The sequence below is a fragment of the Streptomyces platensis genome, assembly GCF_008704855.1.
Taxonomy (GTDB): domain Bacteria; phylum Actinomycetota; class Actinomycetes; order Streptomycetales; family Streptomycetaceae; genus Streptomyces; species Streptomyces platensis.
The window spans coordinates 5,380,822-5,402,004 of sequence record NZ_CP023691.1 but is presented as its reverse complement, the minus strand read 5'-3'; the positions used below and the strand labels follow the sequence as shown (position 1 = coordinate 5,402,004).

General features: G+C 72.9%; 22 protein-coding genes and 1 pseudogene. 8 read left to right on the top strand and 15 right to left on the bottom strand.

Going from position 1 to position 21,183, the window contains the following annotated elements:
* The first annotated feature begins 52 nt into the window (after positions 1 to 52).
* Positions 53 to 625, top strand: a complete 573-nt coding sequence (locus tag CP981_RS23980) for a Uma2 family endonuclease (RefSeq protein WP_244329769.1) — start codon at positions 53 to 55, stop codon at positions 623 to 625.
* A gap of 28 nt (positions 626 to 653) precedes the next feature.
* Here CP981_RS23980 and CP981_RS23975 read toward each other — a convergent pair whose 3' ends face one another.
* Positions 654 to 1,232: a carboxymuconolactone decarboxylase family protein gene (locus CP981_RS23975; RefSeq protein WP_085927625.1), complete on the bottom strand. Its 579-nt coding sequence runs from the start codon at positions 1,230 to 1,232 to the stop codon at positions 654 to 656.
* Between the two features lie 99 nt (positions 1,233 to 1,331).
* Here CP981_RS23975 and CP981_RS23970 point away from each other — a divergent pair, with 99 nt between their 5' ends.
* Positions 1,332 to 1,541, top strand: a complete 210-nt coding sequence (locus CP981_RS23970; protein ID WP_167536142.1) for a DUF5988 family protein — start codon at positions 1,332 to 1,334, stop codon at positions 1,539 to 1,541.
* Positions 1,542 to 1,561: 20 nt separating this feature from the next.
* Here the strand turns inward: CP981_RS23970 and CP981_RS23965 are convergent, their stop codons facing one another.
* The 5 genes and pseudogenes from CP981_RS23965 to CP981_RS38175 all read right to left on the bottom strand — a co-directional run.
* On the bottom strand, positions 1,562 to 2,542 hold the full coding sequence (locus tag CP981_RS23965) for a hypothetical protein (RefSeq protein ID WP_085927627.1): 981 nt from the start codon (positions 2,540 to 2,542) through the stop codon (positions 1,562 to 1,564).
* 2 nt (positions 2,543 to 2,544) lie between these two features.
* Positions 2,545 to 2,919, bottom strand: coding sequence for a hypothetical protein (locus CP981_RS23960; RefSeq protein WP_085927650.1), 375 nt, complete (start codon positions 2,917 to 2,919; stop codon positions 2,545 to 2,547).
* Positions 2,906 to 4,774: a hypothetical protein gene (locus tag CP981_RS23955; RefSeq protein ID WP_167536141.1), complete on the bottom strand. Its 1,869-nt coding sequence runs from the start codon at positions 4,772 to 4,774 to the stop codon at positions 2,906 to 2,908. Before CP981_RS23955 ends, CP981_RS23960 begins: the two co-directional genes overlap by 14 nt.
* 146 nt (positions 4,775 to 4,920) lie before the next feature.
* Positions 4,921 to 5,196: a DUF397 domain-containing protein gene (locus tag CP981_RS38780; RefSeq protein ID WP_085927628.1), complete on the bottom strand. Its 276-nt coding sequence runs from the start codon at positions 5,194 to 5,196 to the stop codon at positions 4,921 to 4,923.
* Between the two features lie 37 nt (positions 5,197 to 5,233).
* Positions 5,234 to 5,968, bottom strand: a pseudogene (locus CP981_RS38175) (helix-turn-helix domain-containing protein); the annotation flags it as partial.
* 216 nt (positions 5,969 to 6,184) lie between these two features.
* Between CP981_RS38175 and CP981_RS23940 the strand changes: the two are divergent.
* Positions 6,185 to 6,547 (top strand): hypothetical protein, encoded by a 363-nt coding sequence (locus tag CP981_RS23940; RefSeq protein WP_085927630.1) that lies wholly within the window; start codon positions 6,185 to 6,187, stop codon positions 6,545 to 6,547.
* A 94-nt stretch (positions 6,548 to 6,641) separates the two neighbouring features.
* On the opposite strand, the gene CP981_RS23935 is transcribed toward CP981_RS23940, so the two are convergent.
* The 4 genes from CP981_RS23935 to CP981_RS23920 form a co-directional block, all read right to left on the bottom strand.
* Entirely contained in the window at positions 6,642 to 7,634 is a 993-nt protein-coding gene (locus CP981_RS23935; RefSeq protein WP_085927631.1) for a malate dehydrogenase, read from the bottom strand.
* Positions 7,635 to 8,092: 458 nt separating this feature from the next.
* Positions 8,093 to 9,193: a helix-turn-helix domain-containing protein gene (locus CP981_RS23930; RefSeq protein WP_085927632.1), complete on the bottom strand. Its 1,101-nt coding sequence runs from the start codon at positions 9,191 to 9,193 to the stop codon at positions 8,093 to 8,095.
* A 252-nt stretch (positions 9,194 to 9,445) separates the two neighbouring features.
* Positions 9,446 to 10,330: a helix-turn-helix domain-containing protein gene (locus CP981_RS23925; RefSeq protein WP_085927633.1), complete on the bottom strand. Its 885-nt coding sequence runs from the start codon at positions 10,328 to 10,330 to the stop codon at positions 9,446 to 9,448.
* The gene (locus tag CP981_RS23920; protein ID WP_085927652.1) at positions 10,327 to 11,217 is read right to left on the bottom strand and encodes a helix-turn-helix domain-containing protein; all 891 of its coding nucleotides are present in this window, start codon (positions 11,215 to 11,217) and stop codon (positions 10,327 to 10,329) included. The genes CP981_RS23925 and CP981_RS23920 overlap by 4 nt, the downstream gene beginning before the upstream one ends.
* Positions 11,218 to 11,543: 326 nt before the next feature.
* Between CP981_RS23920 and CP981_RS37855 the strand changes: the two genes are divergently transcribed.
* A complete protein-coding gene (locus tag CP981_RS37855; RefSeq protein ID WP_158092698.1) occupies positions 11,544 to 11,957 on the top strand; it encodes a peptidase inhibitor family I36 protein in 414 nt (137 codons plus the stop codon).
* 111 nt (positions 11,958 to 12,068) lie between these two features.
* Here the strand turns inward: CP981_RS37855 and CP981_RS23910 are convergent, their stop codons facing one another.
* Both CP981_RS23910 and CP981_RS23905 read right to left on the bottom strand, forming a co-directional pair.
* Positions 12,069 to 12,497, bottom strand: coding sequence for a DUF3017 domain-containing protein (locus CP981_RS23910; RefSeq protein ID WP_085927635.1), 429 nt, complete (start codon positions 12,495 to 12,497; stop codon positions 12,069 to 12,071).
* Between the two features lie 66 nt (positions 12,498 to 12,563).
* The gene (locus CP981_RS23905; RefSeq protein WP_085927636.1) at positions 12,564 to 13,418 is read right to left on the bottom strand and encodes a bifunctional methylenetetrahydrofolate dehydrogenase/methenyltetrahydrofolate cyclohydrolase; all 855 of its coding nucleotides are present in this window, start codon (positions 13,416 to 13,418) and stop codon (positions 12,564 to 12,566) included.
* A gap of 242 nt (positions 13,419 to 13,660) precedes the next feature.
* Here CP981_RS23905 and CP981_RS23900 point away from each other — a divergent pair, with 242 nt between their 5' ends.
* Both CP981_RS23900 and CP981_RS23895 read left to right on the top strand, forming a co-directional pair.
* The gene (locus CP981_RS23900) at positions 13,661 to 14,410 is read left to right on the top strand and encodes an RDD family protein (RefSeq protein WP_085927637.1); all 750 of its coding nucleotides are present in this window, start codon (positions 13,661 to 13,663) and stop codon (positions 14,408 to 14,410) included.
* A gap of 117 nt (positions 14,411 to 14,527) precedes the next feature.
* Complete coding sequence (locus CP981_RS23895) at positions 14,528 to 15,100, top strand: hypothetical protein (RefSeq protein ID WP_085927638.1); 573 nt, start codon at positions 14,528 to 14,530, stop codon at positions 15,098 to 15,100.
* 68 nt (positions 15,101 to 15,168) lie between these two features.
* Here the strand turns inward: CP981_RS23895 and purH are convergent, their stop codons facing one another.
* Entirely contained in the window at positions 15,169 to 16,731 is a 1,563-nt protein-coding gene (gene purH / locus CP981_RS23890) for a bifunctional phosphoribosylaminoimidazolecarboxamide formyltransferase/IMP cyclohydrolase (protein ID WP_085927639.1), read from the bottom strand.
* Entirely contained in the window at positions 16,728 to 17,384 is a 657-nt protein-coding gene (gene purN / locus CP981_RS23885) for a phosphoribosylglycinamide formyltransferase (protein WP_085927640.1), read from the bottom strand. Before purN ends, purH begins: the two co-directional genes overlap by 4 nt.
* Before the next feature lie 245 nt (positions 17,385 to 17,629).
* Here purN and CP981_RS23880 point away from each other — a divergent pair, with 245 nt between their 5' ends.
* On the top strand, positions 17,630 to 18,511 hold the full coding sequence (locus CP981_RS23880) for a hypothetical protein (protein WP_085927641.1): 882 nt from the start codon (positions 17,630 to 17,632) through the stop codon (positions 18,509 to 18,511).
* 44 nt (positions 18,512 to 18,555) lie between these two features.
* Here CP981_RS23880 and CP981_RS23875 read toward each other — a convergent pair whose 3' ends face one another.
* Positions 18,556 to 20,181 carry a cell division protein PerM gene (locus CP981_RS23875; RefSeq protein WP_244329768.1) on the bottom strand — a complete coding sequence of 542 codons (1,626 nt, stop codon included), beginning with the start codon at positions 20,179 to 20,181 and terminating at the stop codon, positions 18,556 to 18,558.
* 99 nt (positions 20,182 to 20,280) lie between these two features.
* On the opposite strand from CP981_RS23875, the gene CP981_RS23870 reads away from it, so the two are divergent.
* The gene (locus CP981_RS23870) at positions 20,281 to 21,177 is read left to right on the top strand and encodes a sigma factor-like helix-turn-helix DNA-binding protein (protein ID WP_244329767.1); all 897 of its coding nucleotides are present in this window, start codon (positions 20,281 to 20,283) and stop codon (positions 21,175 to 21,177) included.
* Positions 21,178 to 21,183: the final 6 nt, after the last annotated feature.

Sequence of the window (21,183 nt, the reverse complement as noted above, 5' to 3'; positions counted from 1 at the left end):
GTTGAACCGTGCGGCTGCCCGCGGCGCGCGGGCGGCGGGGAGGAGCGGCACGGTGACCATCGAACTGACCGACAGGACCGAGATGGCCAGTAGCAGCGAGCTGGACGACATGTTCGAGCAGATGCACATCCCCGAGGGCTACAAGGCTGAGATCGTCGAGGGGACCATCTACATGGCGCCGCAGCGGGGCACGCACTGGGAGACGATCCTGGACATCGTCGAACATCTGCGTACGCGGTATCCGAAGAAGCGCGTGCTGTCCGACGTGCGCATCGATTTCCCCGGCTATCTGAACGGGTTCGCCTCCGACGTGGTGGCGCTGGCGGAAGGCGCCACCAAGAACGACAAGGGCCACCCGCGTTACCGGGACATCGAGTTCGTCGCCGAGGTCATTTCCGAGAGCACCGGCAAGAACGACTACGGCCCCAAGAAAACGGCCTACGCCCTCGCCGAGGTCCCGGTCTACATGATCGCCGACCCCTATCTGGGCCGGTGCCGCGTCTTCACCGACCCGCAGGACGGCGATTACAAGATCGACGTCACCATCGCTTACGGCACGCCTGTGGACCTCACCCACACCATCGTCGGAATCACCTTCTCCACCGACGAGTTCCCCCGGGACTGACCCCACGTGCCGGCGCCCGCCCGCCCCCTCACGCCGCCCCGCCCGGCGTGAGGGGCCGGGGCGGGATCGCGCAGGCGTCGGAGAATCCCTGGCTGTGCAGGCCCAGGGCGCTGTTCGTGCGGGAGCGCAGGTTCTCCACCGCCACCATCGTGGTGAGCTCGACGAACGCCGTGTCGCCCAGCCGCCCGTGCAGGCTCTCGGCCAGCTCGTCGGTCACGGCGGGCGGTGTGGCGGTCATCGCCTCCGCGTACTCCATCACCAGCCGCTCCAGCTCGGTGAAGGACTCCTCGTGTGACCGCCAGTCGGGCACCTTGCTGACCTTCTCCAGCGGCAGTCCCAGCCGGTCGGCGTGCCAGTGGCCGAAGTCCACACACCACGAGCAGCCGATCGTCACCGCCGACGCCATCTCCGCCAGCGTCTTCAGCGCCGGGTCCAGCGCCTTCCACCGCGCCACCTTGCTCTCGAAGGAGAAGTAGGAGCGCAGGACCCTGGGGTGGTGGCCCATCGCCAGCGCGGGCTGGAGCACCTCGCCGTAGGCCCGCCGTGAGTACCACTCGGCCAGTCGCAGGGTGAGCGTGCGCCGCGGGGTGAGCGAAATCCGTGCCATGTCGGGGCCTCCTCGTTTCCGGTGTGCTGCGGCGCCCGGGAGTGGGCGCCTTCACTCCTTCGACGAGCGAGCAGGTCCGGATGTGACGACAATGCAGGCATGGCTGACACAGCGGCGAAAGCAGTGCTCGAAGGCGGCCCCGAGGAACTCCCGGAGCGGATCGTGCCGATCGATCCGCCCGGGATGGAGCTGAAGATCCCGTTCCGTAACGGCTATGAACACTTCCGGGCCACCAGCCGGCAGCAGAACACCTCCGAGGGCGCGCTCCCCGTCTACGAGTGGTGGGAGCGCACGGAGCTGCCCGGGTAGCCGGACCCCGCGCGCCGCGCTCAGGTGTGAGGGACGAAGGTCCGCAGCGCGATCTCCTGGGTCTGTTCCTGCTGCGGCCAGTCGTCCTCGGCGCCCAGGACGAGGACCGCGAACTGGCGGCCGTCGGTGGCGGTGAAGGCACAGTCGACGACCTTGACGCGGGTGTGGAGCCGCTTGCTGTCATAGGCGTAGACCAGTTGGTTGGCATCTATGCCCGGCCCCGGGAAACCCAGCGGTTCGAGGCTGATCTCCTCGTAGCCAGGGTTGGCGGACAGGCCCTGGGATGCCTGCTGGAGCGCCTCGCGCGGGGTGATTTCGGGGTCCGTGATCTCGAAGATCTGCACCAGGCCGCGGTCGTCCGGTGCGGTGTAGAACACCCCGGTCTTGCGCTCGCTGCGCGTCCAGGTGCCGGGCACCGCGAGCGTGAAGTTCTTCTTGTCGTGGGCGAGGCGGAAGCCGTCGGGCAGCTCGGAGAGGGTGGGGGCGGGCGTGGGGCTGTCCGGGGCGCCGGTGGACGGACCGGTGGCCGTACGGGACGGGGCGGAGGACTGGGTGCGGGCCGCCGGGCGGGCGGCGGCCGGATCGTCGTCGTGGCCCCAGAGCAGATAGCCCCCGCCGACGGCCGCCACGATCACGGCCACCGCGACACCGGCGACCAGTCCCGTGCGGCGCCGGGCACCGGGGTCGTAGCCGGCGTCCGCCTCGGGGGTGCGGTATGGGTCGGCGGCGGGGCCCGGTAAGCCCTCGGTGTACGCGCTGGGGTGCGGGTAGGGGTACGTGCTGCGCGGCGCGGCGGCCGCCGGGGGCGGGTCGGCCGGAGACGCAGCGGGCGGAGGCACAGCGGGCGGGGGCACGTCGCCCCCGCCGTCCCCGGGCCCGCCCACCGACGGCGTGAACGACGGCCGGGGCGGCGTCGGGCCCGTGTACGGGGCGGGTGCGGGGGTGTCGTTCTCCCAGCGCTGGGTTTCGCTGTTCCAGCGGGGCCGGCCACCGCGCTTCATGGTCAGCCTCCCGCCAGTGCCGCGACCGCCTGGCTCACCGCGGCGCCGGAGGCCAGCAGGCCCACCACCGCGCCGGCGTCCGCGAGCGCCGTACGGAGCCGGGAAAGACGGCCGGGGCCCGCCGCGCCGTGGTCCGCGATCTCCGTCTCGGTTTCGGCGAGTTCCCCGCTCAGGGCCGTGATCTGCGGGCTCTCCACGGCCCGGGACAGATCGTCGCGCAAGGCGCGGACGGCGCGCAGCAGTTCCTCCTGTGCCGGGTCCGCCGCCGGTGCGGCCGGGCCCTCGTGGTGGGTCACCGTGTTGTGGTCGCCGATGGCGAAGGCACCCCGGACACTGCCGATGTGGATGCCGTTTCCGCGCTCGTCAGCCGTTGCCACGCCGGGCACTTCCCTTCGTCTCGGTCCCGCGCGGGGGTGCGGAGTGGTGGTTGATCGTGTTGTGGTCGCCGATGCCGACGGCGCCCTGTGCGGATTCGACATAGACGCCGCCCTCGGCGACATGCACGATCCGCTGCTCGAACTCGTCGGTCTGATAGCCCGCCTCGCGCAGTGCCGTGACCACCCCGGCCGCCACCCGCTGCTGAACGGTCTTCAGATAGCGGGCGACATCCATGTCCTGGAAGAGCGAGGACTCCCCGTACGAGCCCAGTTCACGTACGGCGGCACCGGGGCCCTCGGGCAGCGCCGCGCCATGTCCCGCGGTGGCCAGCCGCCAGGCCGACAACAGGCCGCGGGCCAGCGTGCCGAGGGCGTGTCCGGCGGAGCGGGGCGTGCGGGCCAGCGCCCAGACCGCCTTGCCGAAGTGGTGATGGTGGCGGTAGCGGTGGGCGAGCCGGTCGGCGTCCTGGAAGGGCTGCCGCAGCGGCCACAGCACATGCGGCGCGACCTCCAGCATCAGCATCCCGCCCTGGGTGTGCACCCGGACGAAGACCGTGGTGACGATGCCCTCGTTCCAGCCGCCGACCCGGATGCGCAGGAAGTGCCGCCGGGTTTCGCCGCCCTCCTCCACCGCGGCCGCCCGGTGCTCCTCGAACGCCTCCGGGGCGTACGGCGCGGCCTCCCGGGTCGGCAGCCCCTCGGCCGGCAGGAAGACGCACTCGTCGATCTCCAGCGCGCGCAGCCGGTCGCGGACCGCGGCCGCGGCCGCCGGCGAACCGTGCGGCGACGGCACCCGCAGCGCCGCCACCAGCGGCACGATCCGGGCCAGGATGGCGCTGTTGTCCAGCGGTTCGGCGGTGCGGTCGGCGCGGGGGTTCAGCTCCACCGACAGCGACCAGGTCTTGTACGGCTGTCCGGCACCGCAGAACGGGTTGGCGGCCCGGTACATCACCAGCGGCCCGTGCTGCTCGGTCCGCACCCGGTCCCGCAGCCGCAGGAAGCGGTAGCCCGCGAAGCGCTCGGCGGGGTCGGACATGACGTCGGGGAAGCGTTCCCTGGACAGTTCCTGCGCCATCACCCGGGCGAACTGCCCGCGTTGCAGACCGACCAGCAGGGCCAGGGCCAGTGGCAGCAGCAGCGCGATCCACACCCCGACCAGCAGGCCGGACGCGTGGGTGGTGCCGAAGTCACTGCCGTCGGAGCTGTCCCACGCGCCGGAGCCGTAGGAGCCGTACTCGTCCGAGGAGTCCCGCGTCAGGGAGTCCAGCGCCTCCGGGAGCAGCGTGGTGAACAGCCAGTTCGGGCCCATGATCGCGAGCCCGCCGATGAACGCCGCCACCAGCATCGACACATAGAAGAAGGCGAGCGTCAGCCGCCCGTACCAGCGCAGGACGAAGGCGAGGAAGCGGGCCGGGCCCGGCAGGACCGGTGACCGGCGGACGACGCGGGCCACCGCCATGAGGACGACGGGGAACACATAGAGCCCCGCGAGTCCCGAGGACAGCGGGAGGGCCACGATCCACAGCAGCAGGATCCCCGCCGCCCAGCCGAGCTGGAGCCGCCGGGCACGCAGCGCGTGGGCCAGCACACGGGCGGCGTCGAAGCCCAGGGACGGTGCGGCGAACCGCTCCTCGTGGACGTACAGCTCGTCGATGACCGCGTCACGGAAGCTGTCGTCCATGTACGTGCCCGCACACAGCAGCCGGGTGGCCTCGCTGGCGCCGGGCGGGGTCGGGAGGAGCGGGGCCGGGGGCGGGAGGGGCTGGGTCGGCGGGGCAGCGCCACCGTCCGGCTTCCGTAACCCCGGCGAGCCACCGGGCTCGCCGGGCTGCGCAGGCACATTCATCCGAGTCATCGACCTCCCCCGAAAAGACCAACGAGCCGTCGCTGCGGGCCCGTTGGGCAGTCGGGCTGCCGATACCGGCCGCGGCGGTACGGAAACCGCAGCATAAGGGAGTGGAGCGCTCCGTGTCAGCGCGATAACAGAAGGTCGCTGCCAGGTCAGACGGCCGCGGGGAACTCCCCGTTCTTGACGGCCGTAACGAAGGACGACCAGCCGCCCGTCGGGAAGACCAGTACGGGGCCGTCGGGGTCCTTGCTGTCACGAACGGGGACGGCGTCGGGGATACCGGGGGCTACTTCGATGCAGTTGCCGCCGTTGTTGTCGCTGTAGCTGCTCTTCATCCAGGTGAGCGCCACTTCGATGCAGTTGCCGCCGTCGTCGTGGCTGTAGCTGCTCTTGGTCCATATCGCTGTGCTCAGCTGGTGCTTGTCCATGGTCCCCGTACCCTTCCATGAAGTCGCCGATCAGCGCGGCGGATTCGGGGGCTGACAGAGCATCCGCCCGGAGCACATCATAGGTCTGGATGTGGCGGGCGTAGACGGCCGGATCCCCGTTGAAATGGCCACGGTCCAGCGACTCCGAGTAGAGCCAACGTTCCCCGTCGGGCAGCGTGATCAGGGCCATGGAGGCTTTGGGACGCCGAATCTCGGCACGGTCGGCCGAGGCAACCTGGACGCGGACGTTGGCGTACCGCCCGACGCTCAACAGATGCGCGCACTGGGCGCGCATGACTTCCGGGCTGCCCACGACGTTGCGCAGACAGCTCTCGTCCAGAACAGCCAGGTACAACGGGCCGTTGGCCGCCAGGAAGCGCTGCTGTCGACTCAGTCGCGCCCGGACTCGCTCCTCCACCGCTTCAGCGCTCGTGAGGCGGCGACTGAACAGCGCGTGCGCGTAATCCGGCGTCTGCAACAGTCCCGGGATCACCTGCTCTTGATACTCCCGCAGCGCCACCGCCTTCGCGTCCATCTCCGCCCGCCGCTCGAACCAGTCGGGATGCTGCACCTCCGGGTACCAGTCGATCCGCCCCCATAACCGCAGCAGCACTCCCCCCGTCCCCAGCAGTTCATCGCACTGCTTGGCGAACGTGTCCTGCGGTACGCGCGTGCCCGCCTCCACGCGGGCCACGTGCGAGCGGTCGCACGGGATTTGGTTCGCCAATCTCTCCTGCGTGAAGCCCGCCGCCTCCCGGAAGTGCCGCAGCACCTCCCCGAACACGGCGGCATTGGTGGCGGCCGGTCCACTCGTGGCGTTGCGTCGTCGTCGGCTCACCGCATCCCCCTTGGTGCCAGATGGCGAATGTCACGCGTCTGACGTTGCGACCCGCGCTACGGGGCGCAACGCTGAACACACCCAACGTAACGGGTCGTTCGGCCGGCTGTGCCGCCTTCTCGCGCAACCAACTTCTGGGAGTCAATGAGCATGAGTTACGACCGGGATGCCGCCCTCGCACCCGCGCCGGGGCTGCGCCTGCTGCCGTGGGAGAGCGAGGGCGGGAAGCCGTGCTTCTTGTCGGCGGACGGGGCCGGGGGTGTGCTGTCGCGGCTGGCCGATGAGGTCGAGGCGGAGCAGTTGTGTGACGGTGCCGAGGTGCTCAAGGGCGCGGTGGCCGTACTGGACGACGGCAAGGCGGGGGAACACGCGCTGCGGCGGGCGCTGCGGGCGACCACGCAGTCCTTCGGCGATGTGCTGCGGGTCGCCGACAGCCGGGGCGCGCGGCTGCCCGTGGCGGCGGACGGTGACGAAGAGGCCGACGAAAAGGAGCCGGGAGCCGAGCCGGCATGACCGGACCCACATGACCGAGCCCGCACGGCCGTTGCGGACCGTGCGGGCTCGTGGGGCTGCGGTGCCGCCCGGGTGGGGCGGCCGCGGCGGTGGGTCAGCCGAGGAGGCCGAGACCGCGGACGGCCTCGCGCTCCTCCGTCAGCTCCTTGACGGACGCGTCGATGCGCTCGCGGGAGAAGTCGTTGATCTCCAGGCCCTGGACGATCTCGTACTTGCCGTCCTTGGTGGTGACGGGGAAGGAGGAGATCAGGCCCTCCGGGACGCCGTAGGAGCCGTCCGAGGGGATGCCCATCGAGGTCCAGTCGCCGGCGGCGGTGCCGTTGACCCAGGTGTGGACGTGGTCGATGGCGGCGTTGGCGGCGGAGGCCGCGGAGGACGCGCCACGGGCCTCGATGATCGCCGCACCGCGCTTGGCGACGGTCGGGATGAAGTCCTCGGCCAGCCACTTCTGGTCATTGACGACCTCGGCGGCGTTCTTGCCGGCGACCGTGGCGTGGAAGATGTCGGGGTACTGGGTGGCGGAGTGGTTGCCCCAGATCGTCAGCTTCTGGATCTCGGACACCGGGGTGCCGGTCTTCTTCGAGAGCTGCGAGAGCGCGCGGTTGTGGTCCAGACGGGTCATCGCGGTGAAGCGCTCACGCGGTACGTCCGGCGCGGCGGCCTGGGCGATCAGCGCGTTGGTGTTGGCGGGGTTGCCGACGACCAGGACCTTGATGTCGTCCGCGGCGTGGTCGTTGATGGCCTTGCCCTGCGGCTTGAAGATGCCGCCGTTGGCCTCCAGGAGGTCGCCGCGCTCCATGCCCTTGGTACGGGGGCGGGCGCCGACCAGCAGCGCGACATTCGCGCCGTCGAAGGCCACGTTCGGGTCGTCGGAGATGTCGATGCCCTGGAGCAGCGGGAAGGCGCAGTCGTCGAGCTCCATCGCGGTGCCCTCGGCGGCCTTCAGACCCTGGGGGATCTCCAGAAGGCGCAGCTTGACCGGCACGTCGGCGCCGAGCAGATGACCGGAAGCGATGCGGAAGAGCAGTGCGTAACCGATCTGGCCGGCTGCGCCGGTGACGGTGACATTGACGGGGGTGCGGGTCATGGCGATCTCCTGCGCGGTGTTTTCCGGGGGCAAGCCCCTGGACCACCATGGTTGGCGGTGGGTGTCCCTGCCCGGCTATCGAGGTCTCTTGGTATCGAGAGACCCGGTCGTCAGGCTATCGGACCCCTGCCCGGGGCAGGCGGCGGGCCGGTGTGCAACACCTCACCGGGTGGCCCGGGGCGTCCGTACGGCCGTCCGGAACAGGGCTTGCGGGGTCCGGTGTGCGCTCCGCGCGGGCCCCCGTGGGCGAGAGGCGGCGGCCACCCGCTCTAAGGAGGGGGGAGTGCGGGCGGCCGCCGAGTTGTGCCACACCCGTGGGGGGTAATCGTTCGCCTGCCCGCGATCCCGGAGGGCATGCCCCCCGTCTTTCGGACATCCTCCGCGGGCGGTGTTCCCGGGTCCGCGGGGCGGCCGGGCGGCCCCCGCGCGGTGCGGTTGCCGCCCGTGCCAGGGGCGCTCTAGCGGACCGCGGCGCCGGTCGAGGGGGCGGTCGAGGGGGCGGGTGCTCCGGCGGGCGTGGCCGGAACCGGACGGGAGCAGCCCTTCACGCCCGCGACGGTCGTCCCGCAGGCCGCGACCTTCGCCGGGTCGCCGGTCACCTCGACCATCGGGGTGTAGGCGGCGCCGTCCCGCTCGGCCTGTGCCGTGGCGCTGTGGCCGCCGGCGCTGAGGGTGGCCTGGTCGCCCGGTGCCGCCCGGCTGATCCGGGCCCAGGCCGTGTGGCAGACCTTGCTGTAGCGGACCTCTATCACCGCCCGGCCCGCCCGGCCGCGGGACGGGGTGATGGCGTGCGCGCCGCCGCAGCCCATCGCCTCCGGGTCCTTGCCCACGCAGCCGGCGCCGGTGCAGCGCACCCCGGCGGGCAGGACCTGCTTCGCGCTCGGCGCGGCCGCGGGCCGGGAGGCCGCCGTCTTCTTGGCCGTGTCGGTGCCGGGGTTGAGCAGGAGGAAGGCGGCGCCGCCCAGCAGCGCCACACCGGCCGCTCCGGCGGCGATCATGAGGGTCCGGCCGCGGCGGGTGCGCCGGGCCGGGCCCTGGGGCGTGGGCGCCGCCGGGGACGGGGCCGCGGCCGCCGCCCATTCGGGAAAGTCCGCGGCCGACGGGCTGTCCGTGCGCCGCTGTTGGGGCACCGAGGGCATCTGCGTCGTGCCCGGCGCCGGTGCGGCCTTCGTCGCCTTGGTGAATCTCGCGCTCTTCGCCGGGGGTTCGGCCTGGTCGGCGTCCCACCCGAGCGCGGCGCGCGCCTGGGCCACGCTGATCGCTTCCATGGTGACGTCCTGCCGCATCTCGTCGCGGCTCCAGGCCCGTTCGGCCAGCTCCCACAGGGTGGTGAGGTGGGCGGGATGGGCGCCGGTCGCCTCGGCGAGCGCGACCACGGCGCGCTGCGGTGGCAGCAGCCGCCCGTTGAGATAGCGCTCCCAGGACGTTTTGCTGTAGCCCGTGGCGTCCGCGAGGGCGGCCACACTCAGGCCGCTGCGGTCCACGAGCCTGCGCAGCTGACCGGCGAACTCCCGCACCTGCGGGTCCAGTTCCTCCGGCAGCGCCTTCCAGCGAGGCATTGCCTCCCCCTATCCCCCCGCGTACGTGCCCGAGCGCGGCCCCCCGGTCCGCCCTCCTTGCTCCCCGTGGGACGCCCCCGGTCAGGACGGCGTTTCCCTTCACGGGCACACGGGAACATGCGGGCATAGTTCACCCGTTCGTGCGCCCCGTGACCCCAGCAGTGTGGCATTTCCGACGGAGTCCGGACGACTTCCGTACGAATCCTGACAAGAACCGGCCAAGATGGCATCAATATCGGCCGCGGTCAGGCATCATGCCGAGAAGCATTCCCGGGCCCCGCCGCCCGCCGGATAGAGGCACAGCCGGACGCCCTCGGGCCCGCGGGCCGCCGCCATCGGCGTGACGAGCGCGTCCTCGGCGTCGAACCGGTCCAGCACCCGCACCGACCGCGGTGCCACCCCCGGCGCCACCACCTCGACCCGGTCCCCGATCCGGCCGTCCCGGACCCGCCCCCAGGCCGCGCCGCACACCGTGCCGTAAAGGAGCTGCACCCGCTCGCCCCCGGCCGCGGTGCGCTCCAGGGGCGTCCGCACCAGGTCCGGCAGATCACAGCGCATCGACTCCGGGTCCTTGCCGTCACACGCCCTCGCCCGGCAGCCGGTCATCTCGGAAGCGTCGGGCACGGCGCCCGTCACCAGGCCGCCCGCGCCGACTGCCGTCCAGAGGGCCAGCGCCGCGGCGAGCGCCACCCCGCCGGCCCCGGCACCGGCCGCCAGGCCCGCCAGCCGCTGTGCCGTCCGCGGCGTGGCTTCGCCGTCCGCCGGGGGCCCGGCCGCCGCAACCGCGGCCGGGCCCGGCGCAGTTACCCTCTCCGGCCCGTGGGCCGCCGCGCTCCCGCCGTCCCGGGCCTGCGCCGCGCCGGACCGGCCCCGGCCGCTCCAGGCCGCGTCCGCCAGCTCCCACAGCGCCACCAGCCGGCCTGGCGGTTCCCCCGCCAGCCGGCACAGCGCCTCGACCGCGTCCCGGGGCGGCAGCTTCTTGCCGTTGAGATAGCGCTCCCAGGACGACTTGCTGTACGGGGTGCGGGCGGCCAGCGCGGCCAGGCTCAGCCCGGTGCGCGCCCGTAAATCCCGCAGCCCCGCGGCCAGCCGGGAACTCTCGACCCCGCCCCGCGGCGCACCACCGGGCCCGCTCACCGGCGCAGCGCCTTCCAGGTGCCGGGGCCCACGATCCCGTCCGTGGGCAGCCCCGATCCGGCCTGGAGACGCTTGACGGCGCGGAGCGTGCGGCCGCCGACGAGGCCGTCCACCACACCCGGGTCGTACCCGTGGCGGCGCAGCAGGCACTGCGCCTCGACGACGTCCCAGCCCTCCGCGCCGCCGCCCAGGACCGTGCTGCCCGTACGGCTGTGCCCGGCGTAGAGAGCGCCGCCCTGGCGCCGGACCCGGCAGTCGAAGGTCTCCCCCGGCCGGGACGTGAACTCCGGTGCGGCACCGAGGGCGCGCCCGGCCATCGCGGCGCCCGTACCGCGCCCGGCGGCGAGCTGGTCCTGCCACGGGCGCAGGACCGGCAGCACCACGACGAGCACGGCCAGCGCGCCCAGGACGAGCGGCCCGAGCGGCACCTGGCGACCGGGCCGCCCGGGAACGGTGTGCACGGCGGGGAGCGGCGCCTCGCCCCCCGCCGCGCGCGGTGGCGGGCCGCTCCGGCTGTTTTGCGGGTCCGGCGGGACCGGCGCGATCCGCGGGACCGGTTGGACCGGCGTGGCCGGTTGGACCACCGGTACCGGCGGCCGGGCTTCCGGCGCCGGACGTCCGGCGCGCCAGGTCTGCGCGGCGACCTCGTGCAGCGCCAGCAGCCGGGTCACATCGGCCCCGCAGAGCCGCGCCAGCGCCTCCACGGCACCGGCCGGCGGCAGCTTCTTGCCGTTGAGATAGCGCTCCCAGGACGACTTGCTGTACGGGGTACGGGCGGCGAGCGCGGCCAGGCTCAGCCCGCTGTGGTCCTTCAACCTCCGTAGCTGTACGACCAGTTGCCGCATCCGCTGGTCCAGCGATGCGGGCAGCCCGCTCCAACGCGACATGTCCCACCCCATACGCGTCCGTTCTCCCCCGAGGCCATGGCCCCCTTTGGCGCCGATGATGGCGCGGATGCTCCCTCCGTTTCCGCCCTTTGCCGTTCCGGATGCCGCACGGACCGCCGTCCGGGCCGCCGTCCGCCCCCTCCCCGTCCCACCGAAGCCTCCGGGGCGGTGACGTCCCCGCAGGTCAGCGGGTGGGACATCCCACGGCGTCCCCACCGGGGCGGTTGCCGTGGCCGGACAACGGCGGGTGGGCGCACAGTCGGTGGCGCAATCAGCGGGTGGCGCGGCCGACGCGCCTCCGCCGTACACGGGGAGGAACCCACACCATGAACGTCCGCAAGCGCATCGCCCTCGCCGCGGCCGCCGCGGCGCTCACCGGCGGCCTGGCACTGGCCCCCGCCGCGGGCGCGTCCGCCGCCCCCGCACCGGCCAAGCACGGCTCGGTCACCGTCCAGCGGGCGCCGGCCAACTGCCCCCGCACCTACCTGTGCGTCTACCCGAAGACGAACTTCCAGGGCACCCCGAAGAAGGTCAGGTCGAACAACCGGAACCTCAAGCCCTATGGCGGTGCCTTCAGGTACCCGCTGTCCGCGTACAACAACGGCAGCCAGTGCAGCGTGACCGTCTACGAGAAGCCCAACTACCGGGGCGGGCACGCGAAGCTGAACCGTGGCACCGGCTGGCGGTTCATCGGCAGCAACCTCATGACCATCTACTCCAACAAGTGGTGCGTGCGCTGACCCGGCCGACCGGGTAAGGCACGTCACAGAACGACGGCGGCCCGCCTGCTCCCGAGGGGGAGGAGGCGGGCCGCCGTCATCGCCAGGGGCGGGGGCTGCGGGTCAATACAGCTAGCGCACCGTGAAGTGCACGATGTCGTCCAGGAACGGGATGTGGATCCACGGCTTGGGCTGCACCATCAGCGACAGCATCACGATCACGAAGCCGAGCAGACCGTAGATCGTCATGTCCGTGAAGCGGGAGCGGACGGCCAGCATGCCCACCGACGGCAGCGCCCACCGCAGCACCGCGCCGGCCAGGAGAGCGAGCCCGATCACCAGCACGCCGATACGGAACGCGTCGAGCGCCACCAGCAGCAGTCCGACCGCGACCCCGCCCATGACGCTGAGCAGCGGCCACTGCCGGGCGGGCGCGGGGTAGCCGCCCGCGGCGGCGCGCCCGCCGCCTTCCGGGCGGGCCGTGTCGCGGGTCAGCGTCGGAAAGCGGCGCGAGGAGCGCTGCGGCTCGGAGGCTCCATCCGAATGCGCATCGGCACCCATGGCAGGCAGTCCCTTCCGGTCGCCGGATATGTCTGTCACAGACAAGGGTCTCAGGTCCGGCCGCGCTCAGCCGGCCGCGCGCTCGGCGGCCTCGACGACATTGACCAGCAGCTGGGCGCGGGTCATCGGCCCGACACCGCCCGGGTTGGGGGCGACCCAGCCGGCCACCTCGGCGACACCGGGGTGCACATCGCCGACGATCTTGCCGGCCTCGTCACGGCTGACCCCGACGTCCAGGACGGCCGCGCCGGGCTTGATGTCCTCGGGCTTGATGATGTGCGGCACACCGGCCGCGGCGACGATGATGTCGGCCTGCTTGAGGTGCGACGACAGATCCCGGGTGCCGGTGTGGCACTGGGTCACCGTGGCGTTCTCGGACTTGCGGGTGAGCACCAGCGGCATCGGGCGGCCGATGGTGATGCCGCGGCCGACGACGACCACGTGCGCGCCCTTGATCTCGACCTCGTGCCGCCGCAGCAGCTGGACGATCCCGTACGGGGTGCAGGGCAGCGGGCCCTCGATGCCGAGCACCAGCCGGCCCAGGCTCATCGGGTGCAGCCCGTCGGCGTCCTTGGCCGGATCCATCAGCTCCAGGACGCGGTTGGCGTCGATGCCCTTGGGGAGCGGAAGTTGGACGATGTAGCCGGTGCAGGCGGGGTCCTCGTTCAGCTCCCGTACGACGGCCTCGATCTCTTCCTGGGTGGCGGTCTCGGGCAGTTCGCGCTGGATCGAGGCGATGCCGACCTGGGCGCAGTCGCGGTGCTTGCCGTTGACGTACCAGCGGCTTCCCGGGTCGTCGCCCACCAGGAGGGTGCCCAGACCGGGCTGTACGCCCTTGGCCTTCAGTGCCTCGACGCGGGTGGTGAGCTCGGACTTGATAGCGGCTGCGGTGGCCTTGCCATCCAGGATCTGGGCAGTCATACCCCCCATCTTCCCGGATGAGGGCGGTGACGTTCCAATCAGGGCATGCGGGTCCCCGATGGCCGGAATTGATCATTGCACTTGGACAACGGTGAGACCCCTTGACTGGACAGAGTGAATGCGCAACTAGAAGGATTGACGCCGCAGTGCCGCAGGCTTCGTCGGGGGGTGGCCAGTGAATCCTGTTTTTCCTCCGCGTCACGCCTTGTGTCCCCCACTGACCCAACGGAGGAAAACAGCAGATGAGCTTTGGTGACCCGAACAACCCGTACGGGCAGCAGCAGCCGCCGCAGGCGCCGCAGGGCCCGTACGGCCAGCAGCCGCCGGTCCCGCCGCAGCAGGGCCAGCCCGGCTACGGCTACCCCCAGCAGGCCCCGCAGCAGCAGCCGTACGGCTACCCCCAGCAGCAGGCCGTCCCGCCGCAGCAGCAGGCCTACGGCGCCTACCCGCAGCAGGCGGCGCCTTACGGCCAGCCGATGCCGGGCATGCCCATGGGGTACGCGAGCTGGGGTGCCCGACTGGGCGCCTTCCTGCTCGACGGCCTGATCATCGCCGCGGTGCCGATCATCCTGTACATCATCGGCGGCATCATGGTCGGCTCCGCGTCGACCACCCCGGACACTTCGTCCTGCCCGCCGGGCGATGTGCAGTGCATCAGCGACGCCTACGACACCGCCGCGTCGAGCAGCACGCCGGTCGGCGCCCTCATCATCATGGCCCTGGCATGGCTGCTCATGATCGGCGGGACCTTCTTCCTCATCGCCAAGGAAGGCGCCTCCGGCCAGACCCCGGGCAAGAAGGTGATGGGCGTCAAGGTCATCAAGGAGGCCACCGGCCAGCCCCTCGGCTTCGGTATGACCTTCGTGCGCTACCTCTGCCGCTACCTGAACGGCCTGCTGTGCGGCCTCGGCTGGCTGTGGCCGCTGTGGGACGACAAGAGCCAGACCTGGGCGGACAAGCTCGCCGGCACCGTGGTCGTGAGCGTCAAGTAAGCCCGCTCTGGGCTGCACGGACGCCCTGAACAGCCCCCGAAGGCCCCCTCGCCACCGCGAACGGGGCCTTCGCGGCGCTCGCCGATACCGCCTCAAGTCGCCCGAAGGACACCGCTCGTGAGCTACCCCAACCAGAATCCCTACGGTCAGCCGCCGGGCCAGCAGCCCAACTACGGCTATCCCCAGCAGCCGCCGCAGCCGCAGCAGCCGATGGCCCCGTACGGCGGCTACCCGGGCGGTCCCGTGCCCGGGATGCAGCCGCAGTACCCCATGGTGATGCCCGGCAGCGTCAAGGCCGCCCGGGTGCTGCTGTTCGTGCTGTCCGGTCTGAACCTCATCGGCCTGGTCCTCGCGGTGATGGGGCTGGGCGGCGTCAGCAAGGCCTCGCACGAAGCCTCGACGTACGCCGCCGCGGACGACATCACGGCGATGAACGTCGGCAAGGGCCTGCTGATCGCGGTGATCGTGATCATCGTGATCTTCACCGCTACCGCGATCACGCTGGCCCTCCAGTTCGCCAACGGCGGCGGCGGGGTCCGGGTCGGCACCATCGTCTTCGGTGTCGCCAACCTCATCCTGAGCCTGTGCACGTTCCCGCTCGGCCTGGTGCACACGGTCCTCGGTGTCCTGGTGCTGGTCTTCGTCGCCAAGGACGAGGGCAACGCCTGGTTCAACCGGCCGCGTTACTGAGCACGGCGGACGCGAGCGACCGAGGGCCGCACCCCGCGCGGGTGCGGCCCTCGGGGCGTTTGTGCGGCTCAGTGGAAGAAGTGCCGGGTGCCCGTGAAGTACATCGTCACGCCGGCCTTCTGCGCGGCCTCGACGACCTGCTCGTCGCGGACCGAACCACCGGGCTGGACCACGGCCTTGACGCCGGCCTCGGCCAGCACCTCGAAGCCGTCGGGGAACGGGAAGAAGGCGTCGGAGGCCGCGTAGGAGCCCCGCGCCCGCTCCTCGCCCGCGCGCTGCACCGCGAGCTTCGCGGAGTCGACGCGGTTGACCTGGCCCATGCCGACGCCGACCGTGGCACCGTCCTTGGCGAGCAGGATCGCGTTGGACTTGACGGCACGGCAGGCCCGCCAGGCGAAGGCCAGCTCGGCCAGTTCCGCGGCGGGCAGCGCGGCACCGCTGGCCAGCGTCCAGTGCGCCGGGTCGTCGCCCTCGGCCTGGAGCCGGTCGGTGACCTGGAGCAGCGCACCGCCGTCAACCGGCTTGACCTCTACCGGGTTCGACGGCGCCTCGGGGCAGCGCAGCACCCGGATGTTCTTCTTGCGGGCGAGGATCTCGACCGCGCCGTCCTCGTAGCCGGGGGCCACGATGACCTCGGTGAAGATCTCGGCGACCTGCTCGGCCATCGCCACGGAGACCGGGCGGTTGACGGCGATGACACCGCCGAAGGCCGACAGCGGGTCACAGGCGTGCGCGTTGCGGTGCGCCTCGGCGACATCCGCGGCCACCGCGATACCGCACGGGTTGGCGTGCTTGATGATCGCGACGCAGGGCTCGCTGTGGTCGTACGCGGCCCGGCGCGCGGCGTCGGTGTCCGTGTAGTTGTTGTACGACATCTCCTTGCCGTGCAGCTGCTCGGCCTCCGCGAGCCCGCCGCTGCCGTCCACGTACAGCGCGGCGCCCTGGTGCGGGTTCTCGCCGTAGCGCAGGACGTTCTTGCGGGAGTAGGTGGCGCCGAGGAACTCGGGGAAGGTCGCGTCGTCCGCGTAGCCGTCGAGGAACCACGAGGCGACGGCCACGTCGTAGGCCGCGGTGTGCTGGAAGGCCTCCGCCGCCAGCCGCTTGCGCCCGTCCAGCGCGAAGCCGCCGTCGGCGACGGCCTTGAGGACCTCGCCGTAGTGGGCGGGGTTGACGACGACGGCCACCGACGGGTGGTTCTTGGCGGCGGCGCGGACCATCGAGGGGCCGCCGATGTCGATCTGCTCCACACACTCGTCGGGGGTGGCGCCGGAGGCCACGGTCTCCCGGAACGGGTAGAGGTTGACGATGACCAGGTCGAACGGCTCGACGCCGAGCCGTTCGACCAGCTGCTGGCGGTGGTCCTCCAGGCGGAGGTCGGCCAGGATGCCGGCGTGCACCTTCGGGTGCAGGGTCTTGACCCGGCCGTCGAGGCACTCGGGGAAGCCCGTCAGCTCCTCGACCTTGGTGACCGGCACCCCGGCCGCAGCGATCTTCGCGGCCGTCGATCCGGTGGAGACCAGCTGGACGCCCGCCGCGTGCAGGCCCTGCGCCAGCTCCTCCAGCCCGGACTTGTCGTAGACGCTGACCAGCGCGCGGCGGATGGGCCGCTTCGTGCCTTCGGTGGCGGTCACGAGATACGTACCTTTCGTCCCTCAATGCGGTAGCCGTGCCGGGCCAGTTGCCCCACGACCTCGACGAGCAGCGATCGCTCGACTTCCTTGATGCGCTCATGCAGCGCGGATTCGTCGTCCTCGTCCCGGATCCCGACCACGCCCTGGGCGATGATCGGGCCGGTGTCGACACCGTCGTCGACGAAGTGGACGGTGCATCCGGTGACCTTCGCGCCGTACGCGAGTGCGTCGCGCACGCCGTGGGCACCGGGAAAACTCGGCAGCAGCGCCGGGTGGGTGTTGACCGTGCGGCCACCGAAGCGGGCGAGGAACTCCTTGCCCAGGATCTTCATGAAGCCGGCCGAGACCACCAGGTCGGGCTCGTACGCGGCGGTCGCCTCGGTGAGCGCCGCATCCCAGTCCGCACGGCTGTCGTAGTCCTTGACCCGGCAGACGAACGTCGGGAGCCCGGCGGCCGCGGCGCGCTCCAGCCCCGCGATGGCACCCCGGTCGGCGCCGACGGCGACGACCTCGGCCCCGTACACCTCCGGGCCCTGCGCGGCGATGGCGTCCAGCAGCGCCTGAAGGTTCGTCCCGGAACCGGAGACGAGCGCGACGATGCGGGCCGGGCGGCCGGGTCGGGCGGGCTGGACGGGGGGTGGGGAGGAAGCCACGGCGGGGCTCTTTTCCGATCTCGCGTGCTTTGTGTGGTCGTACAAGACTGCGGGTACCGCAGATCCGGGGAACCCTACGAAGGCGCCGACCGTCAGCAACGATACCGGCACACCGCGCGGCCCCCACGGGACGGGGGCGGGCACGGGAGGTAGCGTCAGGCGTAAGACTGCATGCAGTTCGTGGTAACCGCGCGCCCGCCGCCGAGGCCCGCGCGCGGACGAGACAAGGGGAAGACACACCTCAGATGACGGACCGACGCCGCCGCGCGGCCCTCCTGCTCCTGCTGCCCGCCACCGCCCCCGGGGCGGTGCTGCTGCCGCGGGAGCGCAAGTCGTCGTCCTCGTCGTCGGAGCCCACCACCCCGGACTCCCCGGACACCGAACGGGACAACCCCTTCGCCCCGCCGCCGGCCGGCACCCCCGACCAGGCCTGGCGCCCGCGCCACCCCGCCCCGCACCGGTCCGGCCAGGACGGCGACGGCGACGAGGAGCAGCCGCAGGACGAGTCGACGCCGAGCTGGGGCAGCCAGTGGAGCCCCCGGCAGCCGGGGCGGCAGAACGGCGGCTTCGGCACCCGGCCCGGCGGACGCAACGGCCAGCAGGGCGGCCCTGGTGGTCCCGGCGGTCCCGGAGGCCCGGGCGGACTGCGCTGGGACCCCACCGACCCGGCCCAGCGCCGGGCGCGCTACGCACTCCTCGCCGGTATGTGGTCGTTCTTCTTCGTGCTGTTCAGCCTGCCGGAGGTCGCGCTGCTGCTGGGTGCGCTGGCGATCTACTGGGGCATCAGCGCGCTGCGTGCCAAGCCGAGCCCCGCGAAGGCCTCCGCCGCGGCGACCACCGCCGCCATGGAGGGCCGGCCCGCGCCCGCCGCCGAGCAGCCCGACCGCGGCGACCGGCCCGGTGCCCCGTCCGCGCCGGGCTCCACCCGGCCGCAGGTCACCTCCGCCATCGCGGGGCTGGTGACCGCGTCGCTGGCGCTGATGATGGTGGCCGCGACGTTCACCGTGCAGATCGTCTACCGCGACTACTTCACCTGCGTCAACGACGCCCTGACGCAGTCGGCCGGCAAGTCCTGCGAGAACCTGCTCCCCAAGGAGCTGCGGCCGCTGCTGGGGACGCGGGAGTAGCGGAGCGTTCCCGGAGGGCGCCCGGGGGTGCCAGTTCGGGGCCGTCAGTCGTCTGCGGGGGCGTCGGGGCCGGTCGCGCAGCTCCCCGCGCCCCTGAGGGGGGCGGGCGTGCCGCATTGGACTGCGGCCAGGGCGCTGCCGGGCGGGGCCTCGCCGTCGCTGTCGTGCTGGGTGCCACTGTCGGGCTCGGCGTCGCTGTCGTTCCCGCTGTCGCTGTCGGCCTTCGCGGTGCCGTCTCCGGCGTCCGTCGTGGCGCCGTTCTCGTCCTTCGTGCTCGACGGCTCCTGCGGGGCCGGTTCGTTCCGCGGGGCCTCGGCCTCCCGCCGCTGGACCCGCAGCCACCAGACCCGTAGCGCGAGTGCGGCCGGGATGCCGGTCAGGGCGGTCCAGGCCGCTGCCGCCAGGCCCGTACGCCACCAGCTCGGGCCGAAGGCGGCGAGCGCGCCGGTGCCCAGTGAGCCGCCGGCGAGGGCCGCGAGCGCGGCCATGACCACACCGCAGGCGCCTGCCCCCAGGGCGGCCACACAGGCCGTCGGCCACCAGGACCAGGGCGCGCCAGGGGAGTTCGGCGCGGTGGCGGAGCGGGCCACTTCACGGGCGAGCAGCACTCCCGCCGCCACGGGCACGACGGCCACCGCCCAGGTCAGCGGGTAACCAGGGCCGGCGTCGGGCAGCCCGCTGAGCAGGGGCAGTTGTGGCAGCACGGGATGTGCCGAGGTCCCCAGCGGGGCGACCGTACTGCCCGCGCCGACGGTGAAACCCGGCCCCAGGCCGTATGCGGCGCCCCAGACGGCCGCGTTCGGGAGCAGGGCCAGGCACAGCAGGAGCACCGTGGCGCGGCCCGCCCAGTCGGGCGCCAGTTGGAGGAGGTCGTGGCGTACCCGGCCCGCGTGCAGGCCGAGCGAGAGCAGGGTGAGCAGACCGCCGGCCGCCAGCAGGGCGCCGAGGGCGGTGCCGGCGGCCCGGCACACGGTGCCCCGGCGGGCGGCGGCGACCCGGGAGCCGCCGAGGAACGCCCGCAGCCGGCGCGGTGCCCTGGACCTGAGCCGCAGGACCTTGGCGGGCAGCAGCTCGGGGCCGGGGTGGCGGAGGAGACGCCAGGCCGTGCCGCCGAGGACGGCGGCCGTGGTGGCCGGTACGCACAGCAGCACGCTCAGTGGCTCGGCCCGCAGCCGTCCACTTGAGGCGTAGATCAGCGCACCGGCCACGATCAGCAGATATCCGGCGAGCAGGGCGCCGAGCAGGGTGCGCGGCGGAACCCGGTGGGCGGCGTCCGCGGCCGGGCCGGTGGACGGGGCGGGGCCGGGCGGGCCGTCGGCCGAGGTGGCCAGGGCGTGGCGGGCGGCCCGGTGGAGCAGCCAGACCGGGAGGACGGCGAGCAGCAGCGGGGGCACGGCGACCGGGGCGGCGGAGTGGGCGGCGGTGCGGACGAGGTCGCCGCCGTGTGCCAGCAGCCACAGGTCGGCGGCGAGATGCAGGGCCCGGGAGGGGTCGCTGTCGGGGTAGGGGGAGGCGACCCAGAGCAGCAGCACGGCGACCGTCAGCGCGCCGAGGCCGAGACCGGCCGCCGTCACCCCGCCGAGGAAGGCCGCGCCGATCGCGGAGGAGCGCTGGGCGGCGGTCCGGCCGTGCGAGGACAACGTGGGGCCGCGCTCGATCAACTGGCTCACGCCGCCATGCTGCCAATAAGACACCTTTCCGCCATGTACTGGCGAAATGCCCGACGTGTCGCACCGCACCGGTGCGGCGGGTTTTCCACACTGCTGTGTATGACCCAGCGCGAGCAGGCCGCCACCGCCTTCGACGATCTCCACACCCGGCACGCAGCGGCGCTGGCCCAGCAGGCGTATCTGCTCACCGGGCGGCCGTGGCTCGCCCGCCGGGCCGTGGAGCGGGGGTTCCGGCTGGCCTGGCAGCGCTGGCCGGAGGTCGCGGTGGATCCGGATCCGGCGGGGTGGGTGCGGGCGGCGGTGTACGAGTACGCGCTGACGCCGTGGCACCGGTTCTGTCCCGGGCTGCGGACCGCCCGCGGCCTGCGGAACGCGTCGGCCGCCGGGCCGTCGGACCGCGCGCTGGCGGCGGCCCTGCTGAGCCTGCCCGCCCCGTACCGGCGGGTGCTGCTGCTGCACGACGTGGTCGGGCTCGGGCCGGCGGAGACCGCGGCCGAGATCGAGGCGAGCGTCCCGGCCGCGGCGGCGCGGCTGGCGCACGCACGGGAGCGGCTCGCCGCGCTGCTGCCGGGGCTGGGGCTCGACGGGCAGCCGCCGGTACGGCAGGGCGAGATCCTGCGGGCCCGGATCACCGCGCTGCCGGACGTGGCGCCGACGGCGCCGCTCACCGCGGAAGACGTACGGAGCGGCAGCGAGCGCAGCGCCCGGCGGATCACCCGGGCGGCGTTCGGCGGGACCGGGCTGTTCGCGCTGGTGACGCTGGTGATGGTGGCCCTCACCCCGGCCCCTTACACGCCGCCGGAGCGGCACCGGGCGAGCGCGGCGCACACCCGGACGGCACCGGACCGGCACCAGGGCGCGGACGCCCGGGACCACCGGAACGCGGCACACGAACGGAAGGCCGCACGGGACCGGCGGAACGCGGCCCGGGAGCAGGGGAACGCGGCCGTACGGAAGAAGATCCGGCAGGCCCGGCTGGCACCCGAGCTCCGCTGATCCGCA